At 40.2% G+C, this 16731-nt stretch carries 18 protein-coding genes and 2 rRNA genes; 1 reads left to right on the top strand and 19 read right to left on the bottom strand.

Annotated elements, in window-relative coordinates:
• Positions 1 to 338: 338 nt before the first annotated feature.
• The 9 genes from purR to metG form a co-directional block, all read right to left on the bottom strand.
• Complete coding sequence (purR, locus tag ETB99_RS11300) at positions 339 to 1163, bottom strand: pur operon repressor (protein WP_004888529.1); 825 nt, start codon at positions 1161 to 1163, stop codon at positions 339 to 341.
• 15 nt (positions 1164 to 1178) lie between these two features.
• On the bottom strand, positions 1179 to 2045 hold the full coding sequence (gene ispE / locus ETB99_RS11295; protein ID WP_171700638.1) for a 4-(cytidine 5'-diphospho)-2-C-methyl-D-erythritol kinase: 867 nt from the start codon (positions 2043 to 2045) through the stop codon (positions 1179 to 1181).
• A 127-nt stretch (positions 2046 to 2172) separates the two neighbouring features.
• Positions 2173 to 2442 carry a biofilm formation stimulator Veg gene (veg, locus tag ETB99_RS11290; protein WP_004888526.1) on the bottom strand — a complete coding sequence of 90 codons (270 nt, stop codon included), beginning with the start codon at positions 2440 to 2442 and terminating at the stop codon, positions 2173 to 2175.
• Positions 2443 to 2641: 199 nt separating this feature from the next.
• Positions 2642 to 3556 carry a sporulation peptidase YabG gene (yabG, locus tag ETB99_RS11285; protein ID WP_171700646.1) on the bottom strand — a complete coding sequence of 305 codons (915 nt, stop codon included), beginning with the start codon at positions 3554 to 3556 and terminating at the stop codon, positions 2642 to 2644.
• Positions 3557 to 3594: 38 nt separating this feature from the next.
• Entirely contained in the window at positions 3595 to 4482 is an 888-nt protein-coding gene (gene rsmA / locus ETB99_RS11280) for a 16S rRNA (adenine(1518)-N(6)/adenine(1519)-N(6))-dimethyltransferase RsmA (protein WP_004888522.1), read from the bottom strand.
• A complete protein-coding gene (rnmV, locus tag ETB99_RS11275) occupies positions 4475 to 5047 on the bottom strand; it encodes a ribonuclease M5 (protein ID WP_171700637.1) in 573 nt (190 codons plus the stop codon). The genes rsmA and rnmV overlap by 8 nt, the downstream gene beginning before the upstream one ends.
• Before the next feature lie 60 nt (positions 5048 to 5107).
• Entirely contained in the window at positions 5108 to 6301 is a 1194-nt protein-coding gene (locus ETB99_RS11270) for a resuscitation-promoting factor (protein WP_077428169.1), read from the bottom strand.
• 204 nt (positions 6302 to 6505) lie between these two features.
• Positions 6506 to 7273: a TatD family hydrolase gene (locus ETB99_RS11265; protein WP_171700636.1), complete on the bottom strand. Its 768-nt coding sequence runs from the start codon at positions 7271 to 7273 to the stop codon at positions 6506 to 6508.
• A gap of 116 nt (positions 7274 to 7389) precedes the next feature.
• Positions 7390 to 9327 carry a methionine--tRNA ligase gene (gene metG, locus ETB99_RS11260; protein ID WP_171700635.1) on the bottom strand — a complete coding sequence of 646 codons (1938 nt, stop codon included), beginning with the start codon at positions 9325 to 9327 and terminating at the stop codon, positions 7390 to 7392.
• A 478-nt stretch (positions 9328 to 9805) separates the two neighbouring features.
• Between metG and ETB99_RS11255 the strand changes: the two genes are divergently transcribed.
• Positions 9806 to 10096: a transition state genes transcriptional regulator AbrB gene (locus ETB99_RS11255; protein ID WP_171700645.1), complete on the top strand. Its 291-nt coding sequence runs from the start codon at positions 9806 to 9808 to the stop codon at positions 10094 to 10096.
• 36 nt (positions 10097 to 10132) lie between these two features.
• Here ETB99_RS11255 and rsmI read toward each other — a convergent pair whose 3' ends face one another.
• The 10 genes from rsmI to ETB99_RS11205 all read right to left on the bottom strand — a co-directional run.
• The gene (rsmI, locus tag ETB99_RS11250) at positions 10133 to 10999 is read right to left on the bottom strand and encodes a 16S rRNA (cytidine(1402)-2'-O)-methyltransferase (protein WP_171700634.1); all 867 of its coding nucleotides are present in this window, start codon (positions 10997 to 10999) and stop codon (positions 10133 to 10135) included.
• Between the two features lie 6 nt (positions 11000 to 11005).
• Positions 11006 to 11740, bottom strand: a complete 735-nt coding sequence (locus tag ETB99_RS11245; RefSeq protein WP_171700633.1) for a tRNA1(Val) (adenine(37)-N6)-methyltransferase — start codon at positions 11738 to 11740, stop codon at positions 11006 to 11008.
• A 54-nt stretch (positions 11741 to 11794) separates the two neighbouring features.
• On the bottom strand, positions 11795 to 12142 hold the full coding sequence (yabA, locus tag ETB99_RS11240) for a DNA replication initiation control protein YabA (protein WP_064220570.1): 348 nt from the start codon (positions 12140 to 12142) through the stop codon (positions 11795 to 11797).
• Positions 12143 to 12157: 15 nt separating this feature from the next.
• Positions 12158 to 12985 (bottom strand): PSP1 domain-containing protein, encoded by an 828-nt coding sequence (locus tag ETB99_RS11235; RefSeq protein WP_006323759.1) that lies wholly within the window; start codon positions 12983 to 12985, stop codon positions 12158 to 12160.
• Positions 12978 to 13976, bottom strand: coding sequence for a DNA polymerase III subunit delta' (gene holB, locus ETB99_RS11230; protein WP_064220572.1), 999 nt, complete (start codon positions 13974 to 13976; stop codon positions 12978 to 12980). The genes ETB99_RS11235 and holB overlap by 8 nt, the downstream gene beginning before the upstream one ends.
• Before the next feature lie 10 nt (positions 13977 to 13986).
• Complete coding sequence (tmk, locus tag ETB99_RS11225; RefSeq protein WP_004888504.1) at positions 13987 to 14616, bottom strand: dTMP kinase; 630 nt, start codon at positions 14614 to 14616, stop codon at positions 13987 to 13989.
• 1 nt (position 14617) lies between these two features.
• Complete coding sequence (locus ETB99_RS11220) at positions 14618 to 16042, bottom strand: aminotransferase class I/II-fold pyridoxal phosphate-dependent enzyme (protein ID WP_128999515.1); 1425 nt, start codon at positions 16040 to 16042, stop codon at positions 14618 to 14620.
• 81 nt (positions 16043 to 16123) lie between these two features.
• Complete coding sequence (locus tag ETB99_RS11215; protein WP_035021128.1) at positions 16124 to 16306, bottom strand: sigma factor G inhibitor Gin; 183 nt, start codon at positions 16304 to 16306, stop codon at positions 16124 to 16126.
• 127 nt (positions 16307 to 16433) lie between these two features.
• Positions 16434 to 16550, bottom strand: a 5S ribosomal RNA gene (gene rrf, locus ETB99_RS11210).
• Between the two features lie 59 nt (positions 16551 to 16609).
• Positions 16610 to 16731: ribosomal RNA gene (locus ETB99_RS11205) — 23S ribosomal RNA — on the bottom strand; the annotation flags it as partial.

Genomic DNA, 16731 nt, shown 5'->3' with positions numbered 1-16731 from the left:
ATGTGGAGAAAACCGTTGAATCAAGGCACTCCAATCCCCGTTACTCGATGTAGGGAGTTGGTTGCAGGAAACGTTGCAACCGTAAAACATCGAGCGTACATCCGTCTGTTGTGCGTGGAAGTCAAGTACTGCCTACAGACATGCCGAGCCACTCGGTAGCGATATAGGCATGACCTATGTCGTTGGGTAGTCGTCAACCTGCCCCTGATGCAACCCCAAGTCAAGGAAGGAGGACGAAGTCCGTTCGCACTTCTGGGGAGTTGCAAGCCCCCGCTTCAAGCGTTAGCTAAGTGGGGGTAGTTGACGTCTCTTCCTCCTGCATGTAAAAATCATTTTACTTATTTGACAAAATGAAAGTAGTTTCCTTCTTCTACGGTAATTTGTTTTTCTTTTACATTAACAGATGTGAGTTTCACAAGGGAAACATATTCATCAACGAGTCGTTCTTCTGCTTCTTCCGACTCGACAAGCACACCAATCCCAACAACGTTTGCACGGAATTCTGCAAGCAAACTAATCATGCCGTTGATTGTTCCGCCCGCTTTCATAAAATCATCGATAATTAAGACATTCGCTCCTTCCGTTAAACTTCGCTTCGATAGCACCATCGTTTGAATACGTTTTGAAGAGCCTGATACGTAATTGATGCTGACCATCGAACCTTCTGTCACTTTGCTGTCGCGGCGAATAATGACGACAGGTACATTTAAAAAGCTTGCAACAGCGTAGGCTAAAGGAATTCCTTTTGTTGCAACTGTCACAACAAAATCAATATGTTCATGGGCAAACGCAGAAGCATATAAGCGACCAATTTGGTTGACGATACGTGTATCGCCAAGCAAATCTGTCATATACAAATAGCCCCCTGGCAATAGCCGATCGGGATCCGCCAAGCTTGTACATAGTTGCTGAATAAATTGTTTCGCTTCCGTTTCTGACATTTTCGGTACGTATTGCACCCCACCGGCCGCCCCAGGAAGCGTACGCAACAAACCGATTCCTTGCTGTTCAAACGTTTGCTTAATAATAGCCAAATCTTCGCTAATCGACGATTTCGCTGATCCGTATCGTTCCGCAAAAAAAGTAAGCGGAACAAGCTGGTGTGGATGATAAAGCAAATAGTGTGTCATATCGACAAGCCGACTACTTCGCCTTAATTTCATACAATAACTCCTCCTTTATTGTTCATGTCTTTCTCCAATTAATCGAACAGCATATACGTGTTCGCAAAAACCGCGCAAACCATTATATACACGTTGTAAACGTGAATCGTGTTGAACGAGGCCAAACACGGTCGGTCCACTTCCGCTCATTAATGAGACATCTGCACCAAAACGTCTCATTTGTTCCTTAATTTGCGCGACTTCAGGATACATGTTTAGCGTGACACTTTCTAATACGTTTCCAGCGAGCGCACAAATTTTTTCATAATCTTTTTCTCTAATCGCAGCAACCATTCCATCTACGTTTGGATGATCGACGGATTGCAAGTTTAAATTCCGATACACATCCGCAGTTGACACACCGATCGTTGGCTTCGCTAAAATGACCCAACTTGGTGGAGGAGCAGGAATATGCTCAATTTTCTCTCCCCGTCCCGTTGCGATCGCTGTTCCTCCATATACGCAAAACGGAACGTCCGAGCCAATCTCCGCCCCAATTTCAGCAAGTTCGTCTAAACTCAACCCTAACCCCCACAGCTTATTTAATCCTCGCAACGTTGCAGCGGCATCGCTGCTTCCACCTGCAAGACCCGCCGCAACGGGAATATACTTCGTAATAGAAATCGCTACCCCTCGACGAACACCCACTTTCTCCTTCAACAATTTAGCAGCTTGATATGCTAAATTGCGTTCATCATCCGGCACGAAGCGATTGTGCGAAATAATTTGGATCGTATCGCTATACAAATCCATTAACTCGACACGATCAGCTAAATCAATCGTCGTCATCACCATTTTTACTTCATGGTAGCCGTCTGGGCGCTTATGTAATACGTCGAGTGATAAATTAATTTTCGCTGGTGCTTTCACTAACAACCTCAAACTGTTCACCTACTTTTCCGACTTCAAACTCCTATCGACATTTTACCACAAAAAATAGTGAACAAATACGGACCTTTTCAATGGCCACAAAAAAAGAGACCACCGATATTGGTCGCCTCCTTAGCCGTCATGAATGTGAGCTGCTCATCGCTACTTGTTCGTCATCTAAAAATGTAAGTTGTACTGTTTCCGTCAACACGTCTGCATAACTATATGATACACGTTCAAAAGCGTTTTCTTCTTGATCAAGTTCAACGACAAATACGGACGGATATGTTTGCGCTAACACACCGCAACGCTCGATTGTCTTTCGACGCCCACCGTTCGCTTTTAACGTCAATCTTTTACCGAGATTCGAATCCAACACTTTTTTAATTTCCGACAATGTTTTTCCCATCGTATCCACCTCACTATTACATAGTATAACAAATGAAAAAAGATAAGTCAAAAAATAAGAATTATATCAACAAAAAATATTAAATGTCAATACTTTTGTTTTTATTATGAACAAATAAAGAAAAAATTATGTACAAAAAGTGTTAAAAAACAAAACTTGTCTTTTTACCACTACGGCAAAAAGACAAGAGATTTTTTGTTTATGTTTGCCCATCCATCGTCCGAAAAGGCATCCCTGTCCGCAAAACACCGCGCGTCTCAACACCACCGAGCCCCTTTTCCCCTGTCAATGTATTTCTTAATACGTCCCATACGTTAATGCGGTCCATAAAAGGAGTGAAACTAACGCGTGAGACAATATATACAGGATCTAGAGCATGAATATTGACGCGTGCAGGAGAGCTTGCGAAGTTCGCACCTGCTCGAATAAGCGATTCAAAATGAGATTGACACGCCCCAGCAAAAATGACAAGTTGATCGAGATTCGGAATTTTTTTGCGTGCCTGCTTCACTGTTTGGACAAAATATTTCGAATGACGATACGCCCTTAAATCATCTACCGATCCTTTCGATTTCGAATATGCATCATGTCCCGTTACAACTAAAATATCTGGACGCACTTGTTCAAGTAGTGGAATAATACGATCGGGCATATCTGTTTCATGACAATGAACACCATATACCGGGACCCCGATTCGTTCATACAGTTGCATGCATTTACGTAAATAAAGCGGGTCGCCATCTATATGAAGCACACGTCCCGGTAATTGGAAAAAATCCATTTTCACTTCATATCCGCCTGTCGCATCATATTCACTTTTTTCCCGTAGCGCCCGATAATCTTGACGCAACAATTTATAGCACTGCTCAATATGCCGCTTTTCTTCTTCTTTTCTTCTCTTTTTTTCCCGCTCGTCAATAACAACTAAATCAGAAAACGGAGCATCGGCTATAAGACGAACATCCTCCCCATATAAAATGGCTTCTTTTTCCCCTTCTTTTTCTTTTATATCAATAACCCGAAACAAAATATCACATTCATACGATTTTCGTGCAACAATATCTCCCACTTGAATCACACACACTCGCCCTTTCGTTTGTTTTGTTTGTAACATATGCGACGAAAGGATAGAACGTGTAAAAAAAAGAGGCATTAAGCCTCTTGATAAAAAATGGGATATAATTGTTCGCTTAATGTAGCGAACTCAGCAATGGCGAGCGTCTCTCCTCTACGTTTCGGATCAATACCAGCATTCGCGAGCGCATTTTCAATCTGTTCTTTTTTCTCCTTGCCGTTTGGCAATTGGTTCAGTAAATTATTTAAAATCGTTTTCCGCCGCTGTCCAAAACTCGCACGAACGACAGCAAAGAAAAAATCTTCATTCGAGACAGAAACGGCAGGTTGCTCTCGTTTCAATAAGCGAATAACGGCAGAATCGACATTTGGCTTTGGCACAAATACCGTTCTCGGCACATGCATCACCGTTTCAGCATGCGTATAATATTGCACAGCAATCGTCAAGGAGCCGTAATCTTTTGTCCCTGGTTTCGCAGCCATACGATCAGCTACCTCTTTTTGTAACATAACGACCATACCGCGAATAGGTAAACGACCAGTCAACAACTTCATAATAATTGGGGTCGTGACGTAATACGGCAAGTTGGCAACAACCATAATATCATCAACATCTGTGAACTGTTCCGCTATCACTTGTTGTACGTCTGCTTTTAATATATCTTCGTGAATGATTGATACATTCGTATATGGGGAAAGCGTATCTGCTAAAATGGGAAGAAGCCGTTGATCAATTTCAAATGCGACCACTTTTTTTGCTCGCCGCGCTAGTTGCTCCGTAAGCGCCCCGATTCCCGGTCCAATTTCAATAACACCTGTTCGTTCAGAAAGTTGGGCGAAATCAACAATGCGGTGTAAAACATTCGGCTCAATTAAAAAATTTTGACCTAAACTTTTTTTGAACGAAAAACCATACTTCTCTAAAATTTCTTTTGTACGGGTCGGTGTAGCAATATCTTTATACATGTTCTTCCTCCTGTATAACTTGCTTCATCGCTTCTATAAATTGTTCTTTTGAAATTTGAAACATTTGTAACCGTTTATGCAGCTGTTTTCCGTTTGTATAACCAATTTTTAATAATTGACCTAACCGCTCACGGCGAGCTCGTGCGAATGGACCACCGATTAATCCGGCATCGACAAGCTGTTGAAATGAAATTTCTTCTTTCGGATCAATCATTTCTTCGTACACACTTAATAGCGCTGTGCGAATCGCTTCAATCGAAGCGTGCTCAACACCGAGACCTTTTCCGTGCTTTCTCCGCGCTTCTTCACGCGTTAAAAAGGCATGTTTGCATCCCGGCACACGTTCAGCAATTGTTTTACGAATTTTTTCACCCGGATAATCCGGATCGGTAAAAATAATGACTCCGCGCTGTTGTTGAGCTAAACGAATGCGTTCGATTGTTTCATCATTAATGGCTGCACCGTTCGTTTCAATCGTATCAGCATCTACCGCCCGACGAATCGCTACGGTATCATCGCGCCCTTCAACCACGATAATTTCCTTAATTTTCATAAAATCCTCCATCTCTCATGTGTTCTTCACCCATTATAACGAAAAAAACAGAGGATCGTGAAATCCTCTGTGTTATTTTATAATCTTTATTTTCACACGTTTCGTGCCCCAGCGATATGCAGTTGATTTATCAGGGAAAAATAAATCGATTTTATATCCCTTTACATTTTTCCCTGTGTCGGCCGCAACTGCATATCCGTACCCCTCTACGTATACTTTCGTTCCGAGCGGAATAACGCGCGGATCAACAGCAATTACTTTTGCGTTTGGATTGGCACGCAAATTAATTCCCGTTGCTGTCGTTCCAGAACATCCTGTGCAATATGCTGTATACGCTGTAGCGATCACGTAAAGTTCTTCGGACACTTCCCCACTTCCACGCGAGGCTAATATTTTGGCAACTGGCTTTGTTCCAATCGCAACAATACGATTTTTGCTTGGTTTAATTGTCTCTGTTTTAATTAATTTACGCGATACTTCTTTTCCGTTTTCCAAGATGACTTCGTACTGCTTGGCGACAAGCCCTTTTTCGCCTTCGCTAATTACCTTTTGCTTGCCTTTTTCCAATTGTGCGTCTTTCTTTTTCACAACTGTATAATTTACTGGTTCTTCCACTACATCGGTGACTTTTTCAACTCGAACAATGTTTATTTTTGTGTTTGGTTGAATCATTTCATTCAATTTTGGTTGAACGCGATCCAGCTCCCGCAATGTAATGTGTTGTTTAGCTAAAAAGTCAGCGACCGTAGTCGAAGTAGACCAAACTTGTTGCTGTTTGCCGCCGTCATTTAATGTGATTGGAAATGCCTTACTTATCACAATTTTCATATTTTCTTTCACTACTTCGTCAACGTTTGGCGATACTTGATCGTGCTCACGAAGCTCGATTTGTTGAATATGCAATACATCCTTGACAGTTTTAGCCGTCGTCCTTAACTTCTTTTCTACCCCATCAACAATGAGTACAATCGGCTTACTCGCTTCCCACTTAACAGTTAAATGATTAACAATTTTTGTTTGCGGTGAGGGAGAAATAAAATCTTCTTCTTTTAGCTTAATGTTTTGTTCTTTTAATAACTCAGCGACTGTATTGGCATGGGTACGTACTTTTTGCTCTTTTCCGTTCGTATATAACGTAACCGTTTCTTTTGTCCATTCATAGCTAGCATATCCTGTCATTCCTGATAATACCAGAAATCCTCCTGTAGCTAGCGCAATTTTTTTCTTTGATGTTGATTGCAATAATTTTTTTACATACGTAATCAAAATAAAAACGCCTCCTTTTCCGATAGATGACCGTGACGACCCTCCCTCTCTATGAAACTTATTATCTATTATTCAAAATATTCTTTCATAAGGGAAGAAAGACTTGTCGACAAGCTTATTGTATGTTTGTGAAAAAAGATGTAGAACGATCACGTTTCATCTTTTCTTTAGACAAGTCTTCCAATCAATCGACACGTTTCTCTATCAAATGATGCCGAATAATCGCTTGGCGTTGTCGGACGTTTTTTGAGCAACTTCTTCAAAAGATAACCCTTTTAATTCAGCGATCGCTTCGGCAACATACTTTACATAGCTTGGTTCGTTTCGTTTTCCGCGAAACGGATGCGGCGTTAAATACGGACAGTCCGTTTCAATAAGTAGCCGATCAAGCGGAATTTCTTTTGCTACTTCTTTCGGTTTTTTTGCATTTTTAAACGTAACAGGACCACCAAACGAAATATAAAAATTCATATCCATACATTGCTGAGCTACTTCTATACTTCCGCTAAAACAATGCATCACGCCACCGACTTCTGCCGCTTGCTCTTCCTGTAAAATATGAACAATATCAGCTGTCGCATCGCGATTATGTATAATAATCGGCAACTTCACTTTTTTAGCTAAACGAATTTGCTTTCGAAATACTTCTTTTTGTACTTCTTTCGGCGACTGATCCCAATAATAATCAAGCCCCATCTCACCGAGCGCCACCACTTTCGGATGCGCTGCTAGCTGCTCAATCATCATAAGATCGTCATCAGTCATATGAATCGCATCAACAGGATGCCATCCGACAGCTGCGTAAATAAAGGAATATTGATCAGCTAACTCCATTGCTCGCTCGATAGTTGGACGATCAAATCCGACAACAACAATATGTGACACACCTTCTGCACGTGCTCGTTCGATAACTTGTTCAACATCTTCGTTAAATTGTGTAGCATTTAAATGTGCATGTGTATCAAATAACATATAACCCCTCTTTTCTTCCGGTGTTCAGTTTACCACACAAAACTGTTACATAAATCACAGCCATATAACAATTACGTTACAAAATAGAAACAAAGAGGTGTTTTCACAACACCTCTTTACTTCACTTTTGCACCATTTGGAAGCGACTCGTCTACTGTCGCCAACGATAATACACCATCTTTTTCTCCTGCTAAAATCATACCCTGTGATAATTCTCCACGCAGTTTGACAGGTTTTAAATTCGTCACACAAATCACTTTTTTCCCAATTAAGTCCTCTGGTTTGTAATATTTCGCAATACCTGATACAACTTGACGTTTTTCATATCCTAAATCAAGTTGCAGTTTAAGTAAGCGATCGGCTTTTGGAATTGGTTCAGCGTGAATCACTTGTGCAACGCGCAAGTCTACTTTCATAAAATCATCGATCGTAATTTCTTCGCTTTGCTCTTGTTTTTCCTCTTTATTGACTGTTGTTCCCTTCATTTGCGTTTGAATATATTGCACTTCTTCTTGTACGTCTAGCCGTGGGAAAAGCGGCGTTCCCTTCTCAACTGTTCGTTCTTGTTGCGAAGCACCGAACGTTTGCAAACTATCCCAGCTCATCAACTGTTCATCCTGAATGCCGAGCTGGGCAAACATCCGTTTAGGCGTTTCTGTTAAAAATGGCTGCAATAAAACGGCTACATAACGAAGAGACTCTGCCAAATGCGACATAACAGAAGCCAACTGATCACGCAACGTTTCATCTTTTGCCAACACCCACGGTTGCGTTTCATCAATATATTTGTTCGTGCGACTAATGAGTTGCCAAATCGTTGTTAAAGCGTGGGAAAATTGCATATGTTCCATCGCTTCCTCGTATTGTTTTACCGTATCATACGTTGTTTGCACAAGCTGTTCATCAAACGGTGTGTGCGTACCGCCGTATACTGGGATACGTCCACCAAAATATTTCTCAATCATCGCTACAGTTCGATTAAGCAAGTTACCTAAATCGTTTGCTAAGTCGTAGTTTATACGCTCAACAAAACCTTCCGGCGTAAATACACCATCTGAGCCAAACGGCACTTCACGAAGCAAATAATAACGCAATGCATCGAGACCGTAACGATCGATTAACGTCACCGGATCAACGACGTTTCCTTTTGATTTCGACATTTTTCCATCTTTCATAAGCAACCAGCCGTGCGCAAACACTTTTTTCGGAAGTGGAAGATCTAGAGCCATCAACATAATTGGCCAATAAATCGTATGGAAACGAACAATTTCTTTTCCAACAAGATGGACGTCCGCTGGCCAATACGTTTTATATTTTTCGTCATTTCCTGTTCCATATCCTAACGCCGTAATATAGTTCGACAGCGCATCGATCCATACATAAATGATGTGCTTCGGGTCTCCCGGAACACGAATGCCCCAGTCAAACGTCGTCCGTGATACCGCTAAATCTTCTAAACCTGGCTTGATAAAGTTGTTAATCATTTCATTTTTACGCGATTCTGGCTGAATAAATTGCGGATTTTCTTCATAAAACGCCAATAAACGATCAACATATTTGCTCATACGGAAAAAATATGATTGCTCTTTTACTTTTTCGACAGGACGCCCGCAATCTGGACAATTTCCATCAACTAATTGTCTTTCCGTATAAAACGACTCACATGGAGTACAGTACCATCCTTCGTACTCGTCTAAATAAATGTCCCCTTGTTCTAAAAGGCGGGCAAAAATTTTCTCAACGACTTGTTTATGACGCTGTTCCGTTGTACGAATAAAATCGTCGTAAGATATATCAAGCTTTTTCCACAATTCTTTAATTCCGGCCACAATTTCATCGACATATGCTTGTGGAGTAACTCCTTTTTCTTCTGCCTTCCGCTGAATTTTTTGGCCGTGCTCATCCGTTCCAGTCAAGTACATCACATCATAGCCGCGCATTCGTTTATATCTCGCCATTGCATCGCCAGCCACCGTTGTATACGCATGACCGATATGTAATTTATCGCTCGGATAATAAATAGGTGTTGTGATATAAAACGTTTTCTTCGTCACTTGTACCCCTCCTTGTCGCACGTGTAGTAGAAACGCTCTCGCCCAAAGGACGAGAGCGATTGCATACTTGTATTCTCGATCAATACATCTATTCCTCTTATCTCACCAAAATATACATAAAAATAGAGAGCGCTGTCAACTATCCAGCATGAGATTGTCGATAAACAATATACTTTTGTCGAAAATATACAAGAAAATTTGTCGAATTTATGTTGAATTTTGTCGAACAATATTTATAATAAAGTTCGTATCGTCTTGAAAAGCAGTTAAAAACTGTTATGCATCTCTTGTCAAATCGTTTGGATTTTGTCATTTCAACCATAATTTTGGCGAATTTTATGTGCAACGACATGTAAATCATACATTTTTTTTTATTATTGCATATAAAAGGATTGACGCTTAATGGAAAAGTTGTTATGATAAATCCATAGAGATTTTGTCGAATATTGACGAAAAAAGATGAAAGAAGGAGAGGAGAATAAACATGAAATCAACAGGTATTGTTCGTAAAGTCGATGAGTTAGGTCGTGTAGTTATTCCAATTGAATTGCGCCGTACATTAGGTATCGCGGAAAAAGATGCGTTAGAAATTTATGTAGACGATGAGCGCATCATTTTGAAAAAGTATAAGCCAAATATGACTTGTGTAGTAACTGGGGAAGTATCTGACGACAACTTCAAGCTTGCAGACGGAAAAATCATTTTAAGTAAAGAAGGCGCAGAAACGTTATTGCAAGAAATCCAAAACTTGCTTCAACAATCAAAATAAAAAGTTTCTCTAGTTTTTTCTAGAGAAACTTTTTTCTTACTTATGGTACGCGTCGTACACATCCCGTTTCGGCAATTGTCGATCTTTTGCTACTTGTTTAATCGCTTCTTTCGAAGTATATTGCTTCGCCTCTATGTAATAGTTGACATGTTCCACAATCGTTAAATCATCCCACCATACTGATTGTTCATCTGGCATATGATTCCCTTCCACAAGAAGGCAAAACTCTCCGCGCACTTCATGATGTTCTGCCCAATGCATCACCTCTTCGATCGTTCCGCGAATAAATTGTTCAAATCTTTTTGTCAGTTCGCGCGCCACGACCATTTTCCGATTCCCGAATACATGATGCATAATAGCTAGCGTTTCTTGAAGACGATGCGGCGCCTCGTAAAAAATGAGCGTATCTTTTATATGTTTTAGTTGCTCGAGCTCTTTTTTCTTTTCTTTTTTATGACGTGGTAAAAATCCATAAAAATAAAAATGATTCGTCGGTAGTCCAGAAGCTGTTAACGCCGTAACCGCTGCGTTAGCACCAGGGAGCGGAATGACTTTACAATTAACGTTTAGTGCGCCCTTAACAAGTTCATAACCCGGATCAGAAATCGTTGGCGTACCTGCGTCGCTTACTAATGCAACATGTTTTCCTTCTAACAAGGCGGCAACAATTTTTTCACCGCTCGCCTCTTTATTATGTTCGTGATAACTCACAAGCGGTGTGTGAATATCAAAATGGTTAAGCAACTTTTTCGTTTGACGTGTATCTTCAGCAGCAATAAAGTGAACTGTCCGTAACGTGTCGACCGCACGAAATGTCATATCTTGCAAATTTCCGATTGGCGTTGGGACAATGTACAAAACGCCCTTTTCCCCTTCTTCAACAAAGCTTTTTTGTTCGTTCATATAATCTCATTCCCCATATAAAATATATTTTAGTTCACTCGTATATTCCCCATTTTGTTCATACACGATCAGAGGTGGCAATATTTTTAGTCCTTTATTTCCATCTTTTATCCCTTCAATTAAAATGGTGTTCGCCTCTTTTCCCTCTTTTGGATAAATGAATCGTAAACGTTTCGGCTCCAAACGATATTGCCTCATCAATGTAACAATGTCTAACAAACGTTCTGGACGGTGAACAAAAGCTGCTTTACCACCTTGCTTTAACAATTGACTGCTAACGCGAATGACATCTTCTAACGTACAGTAAATTTCATGACGCGCAATGGCAAAATGTTCATTTTTGTTGATTTCTTCTTGGTTTGGTGTTGGAAAATAAGGCGGATTGCACGTTACGACATCAAATTTACTATGTCCGAGACAAGCAGGCATATCTTTAATATCGCCGTGAATCATTTCAATTTGCCCTTCTAGTCCGTTATATTGTACACTTCGTTTCGCCATATCATAAATCTTTTCTTGAATTTCGACACCAATAATTTTTCCTTTCGTCCGTTTACTTAACAACAGCGGGATCACTCCGTTGCCTGTACATAAATCAACTAAATTTCCTTTTTGAATCGGAACGTATACAAAATTCGCTAACAATACAGCATCTAATGAAAAAGCAAACACGGATGGACTTTGGATAATTCTCATATCTTCTGCTAGTAAGTAGTCCAGTCGTTCATCTTCACGCAACATGTAAACTCCCTCTTTCTACAACAAAATAGCCTTCCAGACCATTTGTCAGAAAGGCTATTTTTTATTTAAAAATGACAAGCAAAACAAACAATCTCCATCGGTCCGTAAACTTCCGTAATGTACGTTGCAAATATGAAATCCCTCTTGATACAAGCGAGCTAAATTATCATACCCTTCGCCTATATCGACTAACTTCGCTTTCGTCTGTTTTTTGCCTTGTTCAATTTTTCGCTCAGACAGCTGCTCGAGCCGTCTACGCAAATGGTCATTTTCAACTTGGAGGCGATGATTTTCTTCGATTAACTCTCCAAGATAACTTTTTAACTCACCGAGCTGCTTGTATAAATGAGCAATTTGCTCCTCGATACTCGTTACAGATTGGAAAATCTCTTTTTTATTCACGCGCCATCCACCCCATCACTCTGTGGCTTGAGTAGGAAGAACTTTTTCTTTTATTAATTCATCAATCGTATACTCAACTACCCGATCTTTTTCCACTAACTCCACTTGTAACACTCGTTCTAAAATGTTCAAACCAACAACTTTCCCTAGTCCAAGAGGCGTTTCGATCATTTCCCCTAAATCCGGCAACTGTTCTTTCGCTGTTTCGTATTCGTCGTTTTCATATTTTAAACAACACATTAATCGACCACATAATCCTGATATTTTTGTCGGATTTAATGATAAATTTTGATCTTTTGCCATTTTTATAGAAACAGGATCAAAGTCACCTAAAAACGTCGAACAACAAAGCATACGTCCACATGGACCGATTCCACCTAACATTTTCGCTTCATCTCGTACGCCGATTTGTCTTAACTCAATTCTAGTGCGGAAAATAGCAGCTAAATCTTTAACAAGTTCACGGAAATCAACTCGTCCATCAGCAGTAAAATAAAAAATGATTTTATTACGATCAAATGTATACTCCACATCGACGAGCTTCATTTCTAATCCATGCTCTTCTACTTTTTTCAAGCAAATGTCGTATGCTTCTTCCGCTGCCTTTTTATTTTCTTCTACAACAAGCTTATCTTTTTGATCAGCTAGGCGAATTACTTTTTTCAACGGCAAAACAATGTCTTTTTCGTCGACTTGCTTTTTAGCTACAACAACCTTCCCAAATTCAACACCGCGAACAGTTTCAACAATAACATAATCACCATTTGAAATGGGTAAATCCCCCGGGTCGAAATAATAAATCTTTCCCGCTTTTTTAAAACGAACACCTACAACTTCATACAAACGCAGATCCCTCCCGCAACTGCAATACTAACTGTTCCATTAAAAGCTGCGGATTCATATTCGTATGCAACCGCGCTTTTGCTTGTAAAATTGCTTTCATATGTTGAGCAATTTGCTTTTCAGAATAGAGAAAACGCGACCGCTGGAATTCGCTTATGCAATCATCGTATGCAATTTGTTGTTTTTCACCGAGTATGACATATAGTAAGTCTTTATATAAATATAATAACAAGTCCAATCCTATATTCATTTGCTCTTTATTCGTAAAATGAGTCAGCCAATGTTGCTGAATAACGAGCAATGCTTGGACATATTGCTTGTTTAATGCTTCATATAATTGTATCACTATTTTTCGTGCTTGTGCAAACCAATCATCTTGACTTAATTGATATGCTTCTTCCACATTGTTCGTTACTCTTGCAGCTAATATCGCTAACTCCCGCGCTACACCTTTTTGTTGTAAATAAGCATATATTCGCTCCGTTGACAACGGATGGAATGAAACAACTTGGCAACGCGAAACAATGGTCGGAAGTATGCGATGAAATTGCTCCGTTAACAAAATTGCCACCGTTTTTGCTGATGGTTCCTCTAAAAATTTCAGCAAACTGTTGGCTGCTTGAACAGTCATTTGATCAGCATGTTCAATAATATATAATTTACGACTCGATTCGACAGCTGTTTTTGTAAACTCCTCTTGCAATTGCTCAATTTGTTGCTTTTTAATGGAGTTTCCATCTGGGATAACGAGATGAACATCCGGATGATTACCAGATTCAATTCGTCGACAGTTGACACATATTTCACAAGGTTCATCGTGCACATGTGTCAAACAAAACAGACGCTTCGCAAATAAAAGAGCTGCTTCCTTCTTCCCCGTCCCTTTTTGTCCTTTAAATAAATAGGCATGGGCCACTCTTCCTTTTCTTATGCTATTGGCGATCGTTTTCGCTACATGCGGTTGATTCATTTCAAGCGTTTTCCAAGACATAAAAATCCTCTCACTTTCTTATTAAAGGCTCAATTAGTGCCCATACGTCCTCAAACACTTTTGTTATCGGTTGAGTAGCGTCCACTTTTTTTATCCGATTTGGAAAACGGTCTAATAGCACCATATACCCTTTACGCACTTGTTCATGAAACGATAATTCCTCTAAATCAAGTCGATTCACTTCCCGCAATCCATTTTCGCGAATGCGCGCTAATCCAAGCGATGGATCAATATCAAAATAAATTGTTAATGTAGGCATCCAATTCTCAATAGCGAATGCATTAATAGCTAATATCTCATCTATCCCTAAACCGCGCGCTACACCTTGATAAGCTAAAGAACTGTCAATAAAGCGATCACAAAGAACGACTTTCCCATCTTTCAACGCAGGAATCACTTTTTCAACTAAATGTTGTCGCCTTGCCGCAGCATAAAGCAAAGCTTCTGTCCGCGCATCCATTCGTTCGTTATTAGGATGCAAAATAACTGCACGAATTTGCTCGGCAATGTCGATTCCACCTGGCTCACGTGTCGCTACAACATCAACATGTTGTTCGCTCAAATAATCCTTTAACATGCGGACGATCGTTGTTTTCCCTGCCCCCTCTGGACCTTCAAATGAAAAAAATAAATAGCTCATCTCATACCTCCTGAAACACTTCGATGTAATCTCCGTCTATATCTGTTTGAAAATAGGCATCCGTTTTCTTCAAATACTGAATGATCTCAATATGTTGCCTTGTCACAATTTCTCCGATAAGTAAAATAGGAATCCCAGGTGGATAAGGGACAACCATTTGAGCACAAACACATCCGATTGCATCGTGAAGCAAAATTTTTTTTGTTTGGCGACCTTTCGTCCATTCATAACTTACTGCTTGACAATGTTTCGGTAACTGAATTTGTACTCGTTCATTTTGCGGCTCACGACGAATGGATTGCAACGCGCGTTTTATACGCTCCGTAACGTCTGGGAGTTGTTTCATTTTCGCAAGCGGATAGACAAGTAATACGTTATACGGATCAGCCATCTCCGTGAATATCCCATTCATTTCTAATAACTGTTGTAACTCATATCCTGAATGTGCGCTACGTGTTTGCAACGTAATTTTTAATAAGTCTGTTCGGATAAGCGGATGTCGTGATTCCACAACATGAATCGCCTCAATTGTTCGCAATTCTTGTTTAAATAATTGAATTTGGGCAATTATTTCATCAATCGTTTCACGCGTTTGTCGTGCTACATAAGCGCGTGCCAAATCAAGTGAAGCCATGATCGGATAAGACGGGCTACTTGTTTGGAAAACTTGCAAAAAGTATTTTAACGCACGTTCATCGACCAGTTCGCTATTAAAATGTAGAAAAGACCCCATAGTCATAGCTGGGAGCGTTTTATGGGCTGATTGTACAACAACGTCCGCCCCACACTCAACCGCCGATTTTGGAAAAGGTTCTCCGAGCACAAAATGAGCACCATGTGCCTCATCAACTAAAACAGGGATTCGATAAGAATGTGCCAAATGAATGATTGGTGTTAAATCAATAGCCATGCCGTAATAGTTTGGATTTGTTAAAATAAGTGCAGCCGCATCTGGATGCTTGCGCAACATATGAGAAATTGTTTCAAAAGACACGAAAGACATGACTTGAACATCTTCATCAAATTCTGGAGAGATAAAAATCGGTGTTGCCCCAACAAGATGTAGCGCATGTAAAATGGATTTATGACAATTACGTTGTACGATGACTTTCTTATTTTTTTCACACGCGGCTACAATCATAGCTAAATTACCAGCCGTAGAACCGTTGACTAAAAAATATGTGCGCTTTACTCCATACAAATTTGCTGCTAACTGTTGTGCTTGTTCAATTGCCCCTGCTGGATGATGTAAATCGTCTAAATGTGAAAGCTCAGTTACGTCTAAATGCAATAATGGCGCAAAAGAAAAAAGAGCTTCTTCATAAAAAACAGCTCCATATTTATGCCCTGGTACGTGAAATGAAATCGGTTGTGTCGAAGCATGTTCACGTAAAAGTGTATATAGAGGTGTTTTCGTTTGATCCATCTTTATTCGCTTCCTCGCTCACGTTGTTTTATATATTTTATATTAAAATAAAACAGGCCCTAATCATAGTAGGGGCCTCAGTTATGAATATATTTTATTCTCTCCTATTCTTTTCAACCGATCAACGTAAAATTTGTATTTTTCATCATTTGTTTCGGTTTGAATCAAGTCGTTGTGACAATCCATACATATGAAATGATGAAAAACATGAATCCCTTTTTTATTTTGCTCATCACATACAATACAAGTTTCTTTATAACACATTCGTTCTCCACCTCCCGCCAATAGTTTTCCCAGTTTCATATAACAATATACTTCAGAAATAATCATTTGGTGCGGGGGGTGCAAAAAGACAAAAAGACCAAGACTAATTTGTCTTGGTCTTTTTCTTGCCCGGCAACGTCCTACTCTCGCAGGCGGTGTCCCGCCAACTACCATCGGCGCTGGAGAGCTTAACTTCCGTGTTCGGGATGGGAACGGGTGTGACCTCTCCGCCATCGTCACCGAGCAATATGTATTCCTTCAAAACTAGATAACAGAACAGTCGCCTCCGCTTTTCGTATGTGTTTAGTTAAGTCCTCGATCGATTAGTATCCGTCAGCTGCACGTGTCGCCACGCTTCCACCTCGGACCTATCTACCTTGTCATCTTCAAGGGATCTTACTCGCTTGACGCGATGGGAAATCTCA

It is taken from the genome of Anoxybacillus sp. CHMUD (genome assembly GCF_013096965.1).
Lineage (GTDB): Bacteria > Bacillota > Bacilli > Bacillales > Anoxybacillaceae > Anoxybacillus > Anoxybacillus kestanbolensis_A.
Note: the sequence above shows the minus strand (reverse complement) of the source record. Positions and strands in the feature narration are given on the sequence as shown.

Coding starts and splice junctions, on each gene's coding strand:
- purR (WP_004888529.1), bottom strand. CDS start 1,163: ATGAAATTAAGGCGAAGTAGTCGGCTTGTCGATATGACACACTATTTG.
- veg (WP_004888526.1), bottom strand. CDS start 2,442: ATGGGAAAAACATTGTCGGAAATTAAAAAAGTGTTGGATTCGAATCTC.
- yabG (WP_171700646.1), bottom strand. CDS start 3,556: ATGTTACAAACAAAACAAACGAAAGGGCGAGTGTGTGTGATTCAAGTG.
- rsmA (WP_004888522.1), bottom strand. CDS start 4,482: ATGTATAAAGATATTGCTACACCGACCCGTACAAAAGAAATTTTAGAG.
- rnmV (WP_171700637.1), bottom strand. CDS start 5,047: ATGGAGGATTTTATGAAAATTAAGGAAATTATCGTGGTTGAAGGGCGC.
- ETB99_RS11265 (WP_171700636.1), bottom strand. CDS start 7,273: ATGTTATTTGATACACATGCACATTTAAATGCTACACAATTTAACGAA.
- rsmI (WP_171700634.1), bottom strand. CDS start 10,999: ATGAACGAACAAAAAAGCTTTGTTGAAGAAGGGGAAAAGGGCGTTTTG.
- ETB99_RS11245 (WP_171700633.1), bottom strand. CDS start 11,740: ATGTTGCGTGAAGATGAACGACTGGACTACTTACTAGCAGAAGATATG.
- holB (WP_064220572.1), bottom strand. CDS start 13,976: ATGTCTTGGAAAACGCTTGAAATGAATCAACCGCATGTAGCGAAAACG.
- tmk (WP_004888504.1), bottom strand. CDS start 14,616: ATGAGCTATTTATTTTTTTCATTTGAAGGTCCAGAGGGGGCAGGGAAA.
- ETB99_RS11220 (WP_128999515.1), bottom strand. CDS start 16,042: ATGGATCAAACGAAAACACCTCTATATACACTTTTACGTGAACATGCT.
- ETB99_RS11215 (WP_035021128.1), bottom strand. CDS start 16,306: ATGTGTTATAAAGAAACTTGTATTGTATGTGATGAGCAAAATAAAAAA.